Genomic DNA, 15,494 nt, shown 5'->3' on the forward strand with positions numbered 1-15,494 from the left:
GTCTGCAAAACTCGTTGAAACCGCAGTAGCCGAAGCAGCTGAGGAGGAAGAAGCTCCAGCTACTATAGCTGCAGTGGAGCAGAAGGTAACAGTTTCTGACAGTAAGGCGGTAACATTGAAACCGGCGGCTACTACGGCTAAAGCTGATTCAGGAATAATAGCCAGCGGAACCACGTTTGATGCTACTGCCGAAGTGGCCCAGGACAGCCTGCCCACCGAATACATCGTGCGTAAGGGTGATTTTCTGGAGAAGCTGGCGCGTACCAAAGGTGTAAGCGTGGCGCAGCTAATGGCTTGGAACCAGTTGAAGTCAGTAGGCTTGTCACCGGGCCAGAAGCTGGTTTTCTATCTGCCCACCAATGCGGAAGCATCAGCTCAAAATGCCCCCCAGCCCGCCGAGGAACCAGCCCCGCGCCTAGCTTCGACCAAGCCTAGCCCTAAAGCGTCACCCAGCCGCGCCGCTATTAAGAGGATTCATCTGGTGCAGCCTGGTGATACACTTTATAATATCTCGCGCCGCTACGAGGGCGTAACGGTCGACCAGCTGCGCAAGCTCAACAACCTGAAGTCAGACGCGGTGAAGCCCGGACAACAACTCATTGTGGCCCGCTAAGCGCCATAATCTTGAGTGACATTATCTAAAAAAAGCCCCCCAGGCCGTGCGCTGGGGGCTTTTTTGAATATAGTTGTCTTGCCCCGACTTTGATTCCGGGCAAATTCGCGCCAACTTGCTTATTGGTTGCCCCGCCCAGCACCTCTTACCCGACCCCCTCTGGCAATGCTGAAAATCAACAAACAGGAAGCCCTCGACTACCATTCCCGCACCCCAGCGGGCAAGATTGAAGTAGTGCCCACCAAGCCGCTTAGCACGCAGCTCGACCTGGCCTTAGCTTACTCGCCCGGCGTGGCAGAGCCCTGCTTAGCCATTGCCGCCAACAAAGAGGACGTTTATAAATACACGGCTAAAGGCAACCTGGTAGGCGTAATTTCGAATGGTACGGCGGTGCTGGGTTTGGGCAACATCGGGCCGGATGCTTCCAAGCCCGTGATGGAAGGTAAAGGTGTACTATTCAAAAAATTTGCGGGCATCGACTGCTTCGACATTGAGATTGACGCTACCGACCCCGATGAATTTATTCGCATTGTAAAGTCCCTGGAGCCCACGTTTGGCGGCATCAACTTAGAGGACATCAAGGCGCCGGAGTGCTTCCGTATTGAAACGGAATTGCGGGAGAAGATGAACATCCCGCTCATGCACGACGACCAGCACGGTACGGCCATTATTTCGTCGGCGGCGCTGCTGAATGCGCTGGAGATCGTGGACAAAAAAATTGACGAGATTAAGCTAGTGGTAAGCGGTGCCGGCGCGGCCGCTATTTCCTGCTTGCGGCTCTATGTAGCGCTAGGATTGAAAATAGAAAACGTCGTCGTATTTGATATTAAAGGCGTTATCAATGCGGAGCGAACTGATTTAGCAGATCTGCAAATGCAGTTCGCTACTCATCAGCCTATCTCTACGCTGGCGGAGGCCCTGGAAGGGGCCGACGTGTTTCTGGGTCTTTCGGCCGCCAACGTGCTGTCGCCCGAGCTGCTGCTGCGCATGGCCGACAATCCAATTGTCTTCGCCCTTGCCAATCCTAATCCTGAGATTGAGTACGAGGTAGCCATGGCCACCCGTCCCGACCTGGTTATGGCTACTGGTCGCTCCGACCATCCAAATCAGGTGAACAATGTGCTCGGCTTCCCTTACATTTTCCGGGGAGCGCTGGATGTGCGCGCCACCGAAATAAACGAAGCCATGAAGCTGGCTGCGGTGCAGGCGCTGGCTCACTTGGCCAAAGAGCCCGTGCCGGATATGGTGAACAAAGCCTACGGCGACAATACGCTGGCTTTTGGGCGTACGTATCTAATTCCTAAGCCCCTTGATCCTCGTCTGATTACGACCATCTCGCCGGCCGTGGCGCGGGCCGCCATGGAAAGCGGCTCAGCTCGTCAGTCCATCACCGATTGGAGTTCCTACGAGGATGATTTGCGGGCCCGCCTGGGCGTGAATCAGAAGCTGATGAACCGCATTACCAGTGCCGCCCGCTCCAATCCGAAGCGCGTGGTATTTGCGGAAGCCGATACGTATAAAGTGCTTAAAGCCGCTCAGATTCTGCATGATGAGGGCATTGCCTTTCCCATTCTGCTCGGCAACCGCCAGAAAATCGACGAGATAGCCCGCGCCAATAGCTTGGACCTGGAAGGCTGTCAGATCATTGATATTCTGGAGGAAAATGATCAACGGGCCGAGTTTGCCGAGTTGCTGTATCAGAAGCGAAAGCGGCGGGGTATCACTCTGTACGAAGGACGTCGCCTGCTACGGGAGCGCAACTACTACGGGGCTATGATGCTCGAAACTGGCCAAGCTGACGCTTTTATCACCGGTTTGACCAAGGACTACGGCCAATCTATCACGCCCGCGTTGCAGGTGATTGGGGTGGAGGACGGCGTGCAGCGGGTAGCGGGTATGTACATTATCCAGCACCGCAAAGGCCCTTTCTTCTTCGCCGACACCACCGTGAACATCGACCCGACGGCCGAGGAAATGGTAGATATTATCGGGCTAACGGCCCGGGCCGTGCGCTTCTTCGATGCGGAGCCGCGCATTGCTGTGCTCAGCTACTCCAACTTTGGCTCAAATACCGGTGAGTTGCCGGGCAAGGCTCGTCGCGCCACGGAACTAGCCAAAAAGCGCTATCCAGACCTGATTCTGGATGGAGAGATGCAAGCCAACACAGCGTTGAATACGCAGCTGCTGCGCGAGCATTACCCCTTTTCAGAACTAGCTGAGCAGGGCGCTAACACGCTGATTTTCCCCAATGTAGTGTCGGGTAACATTGCCTACAAAGTTCTCCAGGAAATAGGCGGCGCGGAAGTAATTGGCCCCATCCTGATGGGGATGCGCAAGCCCGTGCACGTGCTGCAATTGGGCGCATCCGTGCGCGAAATCGTGAATATGTCGGCCATTGCCGTGGTAGACGCGCAGACTTATAACAAGCCGCTGTGAGGGAGTTATTACCTGAATGCAAAGCAGTTAGCTAAAGCATCTGTTATGCTGGATCAGCTCTTACCATTCACAGCACCTACTCCTCACTCCCTTTTATGAAAAAACTGGTACTTCGCACCCTGGCCGTGCTGCTGTTTATCGGAGTAGTGCTGATTGTGAACGTCATCTGGTTCAAGCCTTTTTTCATCCGAGCTTTCTATGAGAAGGTGTTTGTGCAAGTCGCCCTCGACTCGCCGGAGCTGCTTTCGCGGCTGCGGATGGTGGAGAGCCTGGGCATTGAGGGCCACAACCAAAAGCTGGACGACGCCTCCGAGGAAACGGCCAGCCGGCAAGTTGACCGCCTGCGCACCGATCTGGCCACCCTGCACCGCTACGACACCACCGGGATGCGCGGGCAGGACCTGCTGAACTATCAGGTACTGGACTGGTATATGCGCGGCGCGGCGGCCGGCGCGGATTTTCGCCACCATAATTACCCTGTTAATCAGCTTTTTGGGGTGCAGAATGATTTTCCCGGTTTCATGGCCGACGTGCACCAAGTGCACAACCGCCGCGACGCCGACTACTACAACCAGCGTCTGGCGGCCGTGCGCCTGAAGTTCAGCCAAGTGCTGGCGGGCCTGAAAATCCGGGAGCAGAAAGGCATTATCCCGCCCACGTTTGTCATCGATAAGGTGCTGAAAGAGATGCAAGGCCTCGTGGCGCAGCCCGCCGAGCAGAGCATCATGTACACGTCTTTCGTTGAGAAGCTGAAAAAAGCCGACGACCTTGACGCTGCCGCGCGGCAAGAATTGCTGACCGAGGCTAAAAAGCAGATCCAAACCAGTGTGTACCCAGCCTACCAAGGCTTAATTGACTACTTCACGGCCTTGCGCCCCCGCTCCACTACCGACGCAGGCGTGTGGAAATTCCCCAATGGTGCGGCCTACTACGCGCATTGCCTGCACCAGAGCACCACCACCGACCTTAGTGCCAAGGAAATCCACCAGATCGGCTTGCGCGAAGTGGCCCGCATTACGGCCGAGATGCAAGCCATTCTGCGCCGGGAAAAAGTGGCCGGTGCCGACAGCGCTGGCCCGGCCCTGGCCCGCCTCAACGAGGAGTCGCGCTTCCTCTACCCCGACTCCGACACGGGCCGCCAGCAGATTCTGGCCGACTACCGCACCATCCTCACGGAGGTTGACGGGGGCCTGAGCAGCGCTTTTCGCATTAAGCCAAAGGCAGCGCTCGAAGTGCGCCGGGTGCCTGTATTCAAGGAGAAAACCTCGGCCGGGGCCTACTACGAGCCCGCCGCCCTCGACGGGTCCCGGCCGGGCGTATTCTTCGCCAGCCTCTACGACGTGAAGGCCACGCCCCGCTTCGGAATGCGCACTCTGGCCTACCACGAAGGCATTCCGGGCCACCACTTCCAGATTGGCATTCAACAGGAGCTGCAAGGCCTGCCTACGTTCCGCACTTTGGTGCCTTTCACCGCTTATTCTGAAGGCTGGGCCTTGTATGCCGAGCGCCTGGCCTGGGAGTTGGGCTTTCAAAAAGACCCCTACGACAATTTAGGCCGCCTGCAAGCAGAGCTATTTCGGGCCGTGCGCCTCGTGGTGGATACCGGCCTGCACGATCAGCGCTGGACCCGCGAGCGGGCCATCCGCTACATGCAGCAAACCACAGGCATGACCGAATCGGAAGTGGTGGCCGAAATTGAGCGCTACATCGTGATGCCTGGCCAAGCTTGCTCCTACAAAATCGGGATGCTCAAGATTCTGGAGCTGCGTGAGCAAGCCAAAGCTCAGCTCGGTCCGAAGTTCGACTTGCGCGACTTTCACGACGTGGTGCTGAAAAACGGCGCGCTTCCGCTGGAAATTCTCGAACAGGTGGTAAACGAGTACATTGCCGGGAAGCGGGCAGCGTGAGAATAATAAGAGTTTATTTAAAAAAGAATGTCACGCTTGATCTGGCGTCAGCATGACGCACTCCAAACAACTTAAAAATCAACTGCTATGATTGCTTATCTCGATGGTACTCTCGCCTACAAAGACCCCGCTTTAGCCATTATGGATGTGAGCGGCATAGGCTATGAAGTAAGGATTTCACTGGCTACTTATTCCAAGCTGCCCGCCGAAGGCGAAAAAGCAAAAATCTATACGTATCAGCACATCAAGGAGGACATCCAAGCCCTCTACGGCTTCCTCGACCCAAACGAAAAAGTGCTGTTTATGCTGCTGATTTCGGTGTCGGGTATTGGGCCCGGCACGGGCATCGTGATGGTGTCAAGCATGGGCGTGGGTGCTATCCGACAGGCCATTATCCAAGAGGATGTTCGCTCTATTCAGAGCATTAAGGGAGTAGGGCCGAAAACCGCTCAGCGCGTGGTGCTGGAGCTGAAAGACAAGCTTCGGAAGGATGAATTACTGGCTAAAGCCGGTATCGATACCGTGCCGCTGGCGCGGGCGCACAATACCAACCGCAGCGAAGCGTTAGCCGCTCTAGTCACGTTGGGATTTGCCCGGTCGGCAGCGGAAAAAACGCTGGAGACTATTCAGCACCGTCACGGTAATGACCTGAGCGTGGAGGAATTGATTAAATTTGCCTTGAAGTCGAATTAGGTTTACTCTCCGGCTGCTCGCCCGCCCGTCTTTCTTAGTCTCCCTTGACCCACGGTAAGAAGTCTCTCGCCGCCTCTATAGTCGTTGTCGCGTCATTGCTGACTTGGTTATCGCAGGCTGAACCTGCCGGCGCCCACCCATTTGCCCTGCGCCAGCTCTGGAGCTGGCTGCCGGCGGCTAGCCGGTCGGCGATGGCAATAGTACCCGATACGCCCCGCACCGTTCTGCCTGATACGAGCATCTACCGCTCCAGTCGGCGACCCAAAATTGCCCCCCAGGATCGTGTCGGCTCGCGTCTTTCGCCCCAGAGGCGGCAGTCGCCGCTGCTGTTGGACCTGCCGGCCAACGTGAACGTGGAAGTGACGCCCGATGACAGCCTCCAAAACTATGATATCCGGGAGAGTATCGGGTCAGATATTGACTTCCGTGACCCGACGCGAGTCAGTTTTGAGGAATACTCGCGCTATCAACAGCAGCGGGTAGTGCGCGATTATTTCCGCACGCGCTCGGCGGGCTTGGATGGCGAAAGTGTAACGGGCTCGCGCCGCCTTATTCCGCGCATCTACCTGGGTCCAATTGCTGACCGCATTTTTGGCGGCAGCTACGTGGATATCAAGCCCCAAGGCGCCGTGACCTTGCGGGCTGGGGCGCGCTTCAACCGCAACCGTAACCCCTCGCTTACGCTGCGCCAGCAGCGCGTGGGCGACTTCGAGTACGATCAAAACCTGAACCTTAACGTGACGGGCCAGATTGGGGAAAAGATGCGCCTCACGTTCAACTACGACACCAAGGCGGCCTTCGACTTCGAGAACAACATGAAGCTCGATTACACGGGCTACGAAACCGACATCATCCGCAAGGTGGAGCTAGGCAACGTAAGCTTGCCGTTGAACAACTCCCTGGTGCAAGGGGGGCAAAATTTGTTTGGTATCAAAACCCAGCTACAGTTTGGTAAGCTGGGCATAACGGCGGTGGCGAGCACCCTGCGCGGCACTGCCGATGAGGTGCGGGTTCAGAACGGGGCCCAGAGTCGCATATTTGAGCTGAAAGCCAGCCAATATGAGCGTGACCGCCATTTTTTCCTGTCGCACTTTTTCCGCGAGCGCTACGATGCGGCGCTACGCAACCTGCCTACAGTACAGTCGGGTATAGAAATCCGGCGTCTGGAGGTGTACGTGACCAACGACAACCGCACCACGGACAACCTACGCAATATATTGACTCTGATGGATTTAGCGGAGCCAACGCGAGTATATCGGTCACAGTTTCAGAACCCCAGCCCGCGGGTTGTAGCTACGAACAACGCCAACAGTGAATTTACTACTCTTATAAGTGGAGGCACTCAAGCTCGTAACGAGCTAACGGTGGATAACTTTTTAGCCCAGCGGAACCTGGTAAAAACGGTGGACTTTGAGCGAGTACGCGCCCGCAAGCTCGACCCGCGGGAGTACACCTTCAATGCTCAGCTTGGCTACTTAAGCCTGAATACTGCCTTGCTACCCGAGCAGGTACTGGGGGTATCGTATGAATACCTCTACAACGGCGAGGTATACAAAGTAGGTGAGTTAGTGGAGGATTACGCCAACGTGCGGCAGGACGAGGTTATTTTCCTGAAAATGCTGAAGGCCACTAACCCCGGCGTGGGCCTGGCCGATCCGGCTGCGAATCCGAATAACCCTAACCTGGCCAGCGGCAACCTGCCTACCTGGGATTTGATGATGAAAAACATCTATCCTCTCAACGCGAGCCAGCTCAACCGCGACAACTTTCAGCTTCAGGTAGTCTACAAGGACGACCAGACGGGCGTCGATTTGATTTCGCTCAAGGAAGGTGCGCGGATTGCCAATCGGCCCTTGATTGAGGTGCTGAATCTGGATAACGTAAATCCAAACAACGACCAAAACCCCGACGGTAACTTTGACTTTTTCCCCGGTATTACCATCGACCCGGAGCAAGGCAAGATCATCTTTCCAGTGGTGGAACCCTTTGGCAGTTATTTACAAGCCCAGTTCACGCCCACCGAGACTGCGCTAGTTGATAAATACGTGTACAATGAGTTGTACACCCAAACTCAGAGTGACGCCCAGCAGGTGCAGGTGAAGGATAAGTTCTTCCTCAAGGGGCGTTTTCAGGCCACGGCGACAGATGAAATCGCTTTGCCCGGTATTCGGGTGGCGCCGGGCTCGGTGCGGGTGCGCTCGGGTAGCACCTTGCTGGAAGAAGGCCGAGACTACCAGGTTTTCTACGATCAGGCGAAAGTTAAGATTCTCAATCCTAGCTACCTGAACTCCGCCAATGAGCTGCGGGTGGAGTTTGAGAAGGACGCCGTAGTGCAGATTCAGCCGCGCCGCTTGGTTGGTGCCCGCTTCGACTACCGTCTGAACCAGGACATAAACTTTGGCGCTACGGTGCTGCACCTGCGCGAGAACCAGGCGCCTGGCATTAACCGCGTGAGTATTGGCGACGAGCCGGGCAACAATACCATCTACGGCCTCGACGTGAACCTGCGCCGCGACTCGCGGGTGCTAACCAAGTACCTGGATATGTTGCCCCTGATTGCTACGAAGGAGCCTTCGTCGGTAGCGTTCAGCGGGGAGTTTGCCCGACTAGTACCTGGCCGCTCACAGCTAGGTCGCGGCGAAAACGGCGTTTCCTACATCGACGACTTCGAAACGGCCCGCACGCCCTATTCGCTGGGTGGCCTGAATGGTACTACAGCCTGGCGCCTGGCATCTACTCCCTTGCCCTTGCAAGGGGCAAATCCGGACGGGCTTTCGTCGGCGTATCGCCGGGCTAAGCTGGCCTGGTACACCATCGATCAGACCTATTACACGAGCGGTCCGAGCAAGCCCCAGAACATTTCCAGCAACGACCCAAGCCTGAGCAACCACTACACCCGCGGTATAGAGCGTAGCGAGATATTTCCTAACCGCGACTTAGGTGCCACCGGCAACAGCTACGAGTTCAGCTTCGACATGGCGTATTATCCGGGCGAGCGGGGCCAGTATAACTACACGCCGGAAGTATCAACGACCGATGAGCGCAAGTTTGCCAACCAGGCGCCAGCGGCCAATGCGGCGCGGTATGGCGGCATCAGCCGGGAAATCACCTTCGATACGGACTTCGATAACGCCAACGTGGAGTACATGGAGTTTTGGCTGATGGACCCCTTTATTGCCGGGCCCAACGGACAGATTAATGACTCTGAAAATGCCCCCCAAAACAATACCACGGGTGGTGATCTATATCTGAACCTGGGCTCGGTGTCGGAAGACGTGCTTAAGGACGGGCGGCACGAGTTTGAAAACGGCCTCCCCGATAGTGCTAGCATTACGCGGCGGGATGTTGAGCAGAACATTTGGGGCCGCGTGACGCGCCAGCAGTTTATCACCGATGCCTTTAGCTCAGCTCCAGGCGGGCGCGGCTTACAGGATATCGGTCTTGATGGGTTGAACGATACAGACGAGAGAGCCTTCTTCCAGGGGGTATACTCTCAGTTCGACGATCCTTCGGCCGACCGATTCCGTCACCACCTCGATGGCTACTACAACTCGGGGGGCCGCGACGTGAAGATTCTGGGTCGCTACAAGAATTTCAACGGCATGGAAGGCAACTCGAACGGCGACAGCCAGCAGAGCTCCACCGCCTTCCCCGACAAGGAAGACCTAAACCGCGATAATGTTATTTCAGACCAGGAGCGCTACTACGAGTATCGTATTCGGCTGCAGCCGGGGCAGCTAGCGGTAGGCCAGAACTACATCATCGACAAGATCACCAAACAGGTGAACGGCAACGATGTGTCGTGGTACCAGTTTCGGGTGCCGGTGCGGCAGTATTCGGCGGTACGGGGCACGCAGAATGGGCAGCCGTTCGGGTTCAAATCCATCCGCTTCGTGCGCATGTACATGACCCAGTGGCAGCAGCCCGCAGTACTGCGCTTGGTGCAGCTTCAATTTGTAGCGAATCAGTGGCGCCGCTTCCTGACGACTATTGCGGAGCCTGGCCGCCCAAATATCAACACCGATACCGACGCCGACGCCTTCGACATCTCTACGGTAAGCCTGGAAGAGAACGGCCTGGCCGCGGGTGCCGACCAGATTCCTTACGTTTTGCCCCCCGGCATCGAGCGTGACCGGGAGTACGGCTCCAGCACCGTGAATCGTCAGCAGAACGAGCAGTCGCTACGCTTGTGCGTGGAAGGCCTGCGCGATGGCTACGGCAAAGCAGCGTACAAGAATATTAGCATCAATATGTTGCGCTACAAGCAGCTGCGCTTGTTTTTGCACGCTGAAAGCCAGGGCCAGAGTGTTCAGGATGGTCAGGTGCGCGGCTTTATTCGCATCGGCACCGACTACACCCAGAACTACTACGAATACGCTGTTCCCCTGAAATTAACCCGCCCCGGCCTCACGGGTCAGCGCGATATCTGGCCTTTGGAAAATGAGGTCCAGATTTCTTTGCAGCAGTTCATTGATGCCAAAGCAGAGCGTAATGCCGCCGGCGTGGCGTTCAACGTACCGTACGTGAAGACTGTCATTGGTCAAAACGGGGTAGAGGCTCAAATCACCATTGTGGGCAACCCCGATTTTAGCGCGGTGCAGGGAGCAATGATTGGTGTTCTTAACCCCACCGACGACAATGCTCCCAAGTCGCTCTGCATCTGGGCCGATGAGTTCCGGGTGTTTGACTTTGACCGCGAATCCGGTTACGCCGCCACGGCGCGCTTTAATACTAAGCTGGCCGATCTGGCTAATATCACGGCTACGGGCAGCTTCACGTCGGTGGGCTTTGGTGGCTTGCAGGACCGGCCCAGCCAACGCTCCCTGGACAATGTAAGCCGCGGCGACTTGAATGCAACCATAGCAGCGGAGAAGTTTTTCCCTGAAAAGCTTGCTCTGCGTGTGCCTGTGTTGCTTCAGGCTGGTACTGAAAGCCGTGTACCCAAGTATGACCCGCTTGATCCGGATACGGAGCTCACGCAGTCGTTGCAAAAGTTTGATAGTGAGACGGAGCGCGCAAAGTACCGCAACGAGGTAATTGACCAAACTACCAGCAAAAGCATTAGTGTATTGAACGTGCGGAAAGAGCGCACCAACACGGAGCGTAAGGTGCGTCCCTACGATATTGAGAACCTTGCCCTGAGCTATTCGCTCACGGAACGCAAGCATACCGACATCGTAACGGACCGCGACTTTACGCGCACCTACAACGGAGCGCTGGCCTACATCTATCAGACAACGCCCCGCAACTACACACCGCTGGCCAACATAAAAGCGCTGGATTCACCGTATCTGAAAATTTTTCAGGAACTGAATTTTACGCCGACTCCCAGCCGATTCGCCTTCCGTGCCGATCTGGACAGACGTTATAATGAGCGCTTCCTTCAACGTACGCAGGTACCCGGTCAGGTACCAACTACAGACGGAATTCCGGGTGTATTCCTGAAAAGCTTCTTCTTCAATCGGATCTATGATCTGAAGTGGGATCTGACCAAAAGCCTCATTCTGGACTACACGGCCACCAACCGCGGGGTAATTGATGAAGGACCTGGCGCCACACTGGGCGACAGCCCCGAGGCGGAGCGAAACCGGGAGCTGCTGCGCCGCAACCTGTTTGAGAGAGGAGGCCGCACTACCAACTTCAACCAGACCATAGCCCTCACCTACCGGCTGCCGCTGGACAAGTTCCCGCTTACCGACTGGCTGACTGCCGATACGCGCTACGAAGCCAACTATTCGTGGCAGGCGGCTTCTACTGCTTTGCGGGCCCCGGTCAACCCATCCAACTTCGCCGATACGACGACCATACCGCTCAACCTGGGCAATACCATACAAAACAATGGGGCCTTTAGCGCCAACGGCCGTATCGATCTGGTGAAGCTGTACAATAAAGTGCGCTTCCTGAATATCATCAATAATGCGCAGCCACCAACGGCTCGCGCCACTGGCCAAAATGCCCCCCAGTCGGCTAATGGAGCCGTTCCTGCCCCCGCCGATTCGGCCAAAGGGCCTGAGCTGCGCTTCTTGAAGGCCGTGTTGCGCTCCCTGATGACGGCGCGCTCCATCAACTTCACTTACACGCTCAGCAATGGCACGCTGCTGCCGGGCTACCTGCCTCGAACCAAATTTTTCGGCTTGAACAGCGACTTCGATGCGCCTGGTGTGCCCTTCCTACTAGGTCGTCAGTACGACCTCGACGCGCTATATGATCGGGCGGCTGGCCGGGGCTGGTACACCCAGCGCAGCGACCTATTGAACACGCCGTTGAGTTCCTTGAGCACCAAAAACTTGACCTTACAAACAGCCTTGGAGCCTTTCCGTGACTTCAATATTCGTTTGGATGCCCGTTGGCAGAAAGTAGAAAATGAGGACGTATTTTATCGCTTGGCGGCAGATACTGTGACGCTATTACCCATTCGCATCCGAAACCCACTAACAGGTATAACGGACTCGTTGGCGCGCGTTCGACGCTTAGGCACAGGTTCCTTCAGCACATCCATTGTTACAATTCAAACCTTCTTCGGCGACCGTACAGCTAATGGCACCATTTCGAAAGCTTTCAACCGCTTTGTAGAGAATCGGGGGGCAATTCAGCAGCGGCTGACGGCAGCGAATAACAACACGGGCACATACGGCTACAATTCGCAAGACGTGCTTTTACCCGCTTTCCTGGACGCGTATCGTGGCAGATCATCGAGTAATACGAATGATGGGAAGTTCACTCCCTTTATCAAAATACCGATTCCGAACTGGCGCATCGATTACAACGGGCTAGCTGAGCTGCCCTTTGTGAAGCGTTATTTCCGCTCCATCACCCTGCGGCATGCGTATAGCTCGGTTTATAGCGTGGGCAGCTACGGCACCGCCAGCCAATACGAGAACAGACTAGAGCCCGAAGATTTGTCAACGGAGATTAACAGGCTAGGACAGTTTATTCCGTATTATGTGATTGGACAAGCAACCATTTCCGAGCGGTTGAGCCCCCTGATCGGTGTCGATTTCCAGACGTTGGAGAAAGTTACGGGTCGGGTAGAATACCGCACTGAGCGTGACATCGGCTTGAATACGACTAACGCGCAAATCACGGAGCTCCACACGCAGGAGCTGGTGATTGGCTTCGGCTACGTTACGAATGGGCTTAAGCTGCCCTTCGGCTCGGGCAATAATCAGCGCGTACTCAACAATGAGTTGACTGCCCGCCTTGACCTTTCCATTCGCGAAAACACTACCATCCAGCGTACCATTCTGGATGTGGTTGACCCCGGCGACCCTGGCCTGACACCCAGCATCGGGCGGCCGGTGAGCTTAACTACCAATGGCAACCGCCAGGTGCAGCTTCGCCCTACCATCGATTATGTGCTTAATCAGCGCCTGAATCTGCAGTTCTTCTTTACCCGCAACATCTCAGATCCACGCGTAGAAAACGCCTTCAAAACGTCCTCTACGGAGGGTGGCATACAATTGCGCTACAGCTTAGGGCAATAGCTCACCAAGAGCCAACGCGTTAAATGACGAGAATGAATACAGCGAAGTAGCACTAAAACCATTCTGGCCATTTGAGCATTTAACCCTTACTTTTGCCGTCTCTACCTCTTCAATTCTGTCCCCTATGAATCTTCCCGAAAACCTGAAGTACACCAAAGAGCACGAGTGGGTGCGTGTAGAAGGCGACGTAGCCTACATCGGCATCACCGACCACGCCCAAAAAGAGCTTGGCGACATCGTGTACGTGGACATTGACACGCTCGACAAAGAGGTAGCGCAGAATGAGGTATTTGGAACAGTAGAAGCCGTAAAAACGGTTTCTGACCTATTCAGCCCTATTTCCGGCACCGTATTGGAAATAAACAACCACCTCGACGGCAGCCCCGAAACCGTAAACTCTGACCCTTACGGCGACGGTTGGATTATTAAAATATCTGTTGCCAACCCTGCTGAAGTAGATTCGCTCCTGACAGCTGAAGCGTACGGCGAACTAGTAGGCGCTTAATTTATCTGAACATTGGCAGTGTCTACCTCAGCGCCGCCTGCTTCTCCGCGTCGGGCCTATGTGGCTTTGCCGGGGGCGTGGGCGGCGTTCGTTTTGCTTTTGACCCTCACACCGAGCAAGGATATGCCGGTCACGCCGAGTTGGGAGCTGCTCTCCTTCGATACGGCCGCTCATGCTTTCGTATTCGCGGTGTTGGCAGTGCTCAGCTTTTTCTCGATACGGCGTCAGAGTCGCTTTCCGGGGCTGCGCGCTGCTGCGGTGCCTTTCATAATTATTGGAAGCACACTGTTTGGCGGTTTAATTGAGCTTCTGCAATCCAGTATGAACCTTGGTCGCCACGGCGAATGGTCGGATTTGCTCAGCGACGGCATTGGGGCGCTATTGGGGGGCTTTTTTGCGCACTTTGCTGGTCGTTGGATAAAATAAATGCACTGCCATTCCTTTCAGCTAAAGAGAAGGGAACGGAGCCCAAGGCGTTACCCGAGCAGCTTCTAAACGCTACTTATGCTGGCTAATCGGCGAGTAAATGCCTACTCTTTTTTTGCGGCTACACGGCAACTGGGGTTGCTGACAGGTTGCTGGTTGTGCTTAAGCGTATCGGGACTGGCGCAGGACATGGAACGTGTCCGCCAGAATATCCGCCACCTCACGGCGCCCGCTATGCACGGCAGAGGCTACGTCCGTCAGGGTGATCAAAAGGCCGCCAATTACCTGCGCCAGCGCTTCCGGCAGCTTGCTCTTCAGCCGTTAGCGCCTGACTTTACGCAGCAATTTCCCCTTGATGTTAATACCTTCCCCGGAGCCCTACGCCTTCAGACTGGGGGGCAAAATCTAAGACCTGGTGTCGATTTTATTGCTGAGTCCACCTCCGGCGGAGGCCGCGTCTCGGGCACCGTTCTGGTTTTAGATACCCTTATCTTCACCAACGAAACCGCCGGGCAGCGTTGGCTTAAACAGAATCTGGGGGGCAAAATTGTGGCGCTACGCCAGCGCGATGCCGACCGCCTGCGCACTCTGCCTGACGCCTTCGCACAACATCTGAACCAAGCCGCCGCCCGCCTGACACTGGTTCCTAAGTTGACAGCATCGCTGGCCGCTTCCCAGGATGCGCAACCACGGCTGCTTGTTCTGGTTGACCGCTGGCCTCAAAAAGCCCCCCAAGCTACCATACAAGTAGAAGCAAGCCTCCAGCGCGACTATCTCAGCCAAAACCTCGTAGGCTACGTGCGCGGCCACACTCAGCCCGACTCATTTCTCGTCGTTACGGCTCACTACGACCATCTGGGGCACATGGGTAAGCAGGCTTACTTTCCGGGTGCGAATGACAACGCCAGCGGCACAGCTATGCTCTTAGAGCTAGCCGCTCACTACGCACAACCAGCCAATCGGCCCGCATATTCCGTCGTGTTTATTGCGTTTGGGGCGGAGGAAGCCGGACTTATAGGCTCTCGCTACTTCGTAGATCATCCCTTGGTGCCACTCACGCAAATCAAGTTTCTGATTAACCTGGACTTACTGGGCACCGGTGATGAAGGCCTGACCGTAGTGAACGGCCGTCTGCTACCTGCTGCCTACCAGCTTTTGACTCGCCTCAACGAAAAGCATCACTTCGTCCCTGACATCGCAGCCCGCGGCCGGGCAGCCAACTCCGACCATTTCCCTTTTTCAGAGCGTGGAGTACCGGCTTTCTTCCTGTATACCCGTGGCGGCATCAAAGCTTACCATGATGTACAAGACCGTGCTGAGACGCTGCCCCTCTCTGCTTTTGCCAGTGTTTATGGTTTAGTTAGCGCGTTCCTGAATAGCCTAGGAGCTGCGTCAGCGCACTAATTGCGGAGTATACCCAAGTTGGGTAA

General features: G+C 55.7%; 8 protein-coding genes. All 8 read left to right on the plus strand.

Going from position 1 to position 15,494, the window contains the following annotated elements:
• Positions 1-115 precede the first annotated feature (115 nt).
• Positions 116-613: a LysM peptidoglycan-binding domain-containing protein gene (locus MKZ35_RS14055; RefSeq protein ID WP_482513869.1), complete on the plus strand. Its 498-nt coding sequence runs from the start codon at positions 116-118 to the stop codon at positions 611-613.
• Positions 614-778: 165 nt separating this feature from the next.
• Positions 779-3,049, plus strand: coding sequence for an NADP-dependent malic enzyme (locus MKZ35_RS14060; protein ID WP_482513870.1), 2,271 nt, complete (start codon positions 779-781; stop codon positions 3,047-3,049).
• Between the two features lie 95 nt (positions 3,050-3,144).
• Positions 3,145-4,956, plus strand: a complete 1,812-nt coding sequence (locus tag MKZ35_RS14065; protein WP_482513871.1) for a DUF885 domain-containing protein — start codon at positions 3,145-3,147, stop codon at positions 4,954-4,956.
• An 87-nt stretch (positions 4,957-5,043) separates the two neighbouring features.
• On the plus strand, positions 5,044-5,649 hold the full coding sequence (ruvA, locus tag MKZ35_RS14070) for a Holliday junction branch migration protein RuvA (protein WP_482513872.1): 606 nt from the start codon (positions 5,044-5,046) through the stop codon (positions 5,647-5,649).
• A 95-nt stretch (positions 5,650-5,744) separates the two neighbouring features.
• Complete coding sequence (gene sov / locus MKZ35_RS14075; protein WP_482513873.1) at positions 5,745-13,133, plus strand: T9SS outer membrane translocon Sov/SprA; 7,389 nt, start codon at positions 5,745-5,747, stop codon at positions 13,131-13,133.
• Positions 13,134-13,257: 124 nt separating this feature from the next.
• Positions 13,258-13,638 (plus strand): glycine cleavage system protein GcvH, encoded by a 381-nt coding sequence (gcvH, locus tag MKZ35_RS14080; protein WP_482513874.1) that lies wholly within the window; start codon positions 13,258-13,260, stop codon positions 13,636-13,638.
• A gap of 18 nt (positions 13,639-13,656) precedes the next feature.
• The gene (locus tag MKZ35_RS14085) at positions 13,657-14,064 is read left to right on the plus strand and encodes a VanZ family protein (RefSeq protein WP_482513875.1); all 408 of its coding nucleotides are present in this window, start codon (positions 13,657-13,659) and stop codon (positions 14,062-14,064) included.
• Positions 14,065-14,253: 189 nt separating this feature from the next.
• Positions 14,254-15,468, plus strand: a complete 1,215-nt coding sequence (locus tag MKZ35_RS14090; protein WP_482513876.1) for a M28 family metallopeptidase — start codon at positions 14,254-14,256, stop codon at positions 15,466-15,468.
• Positions 15,469-15,494: the final 26 nt, after the last annotated feature.

It is taken from the genome of Hymenobacter sp. R533113 (assembly GCF_056835965.1).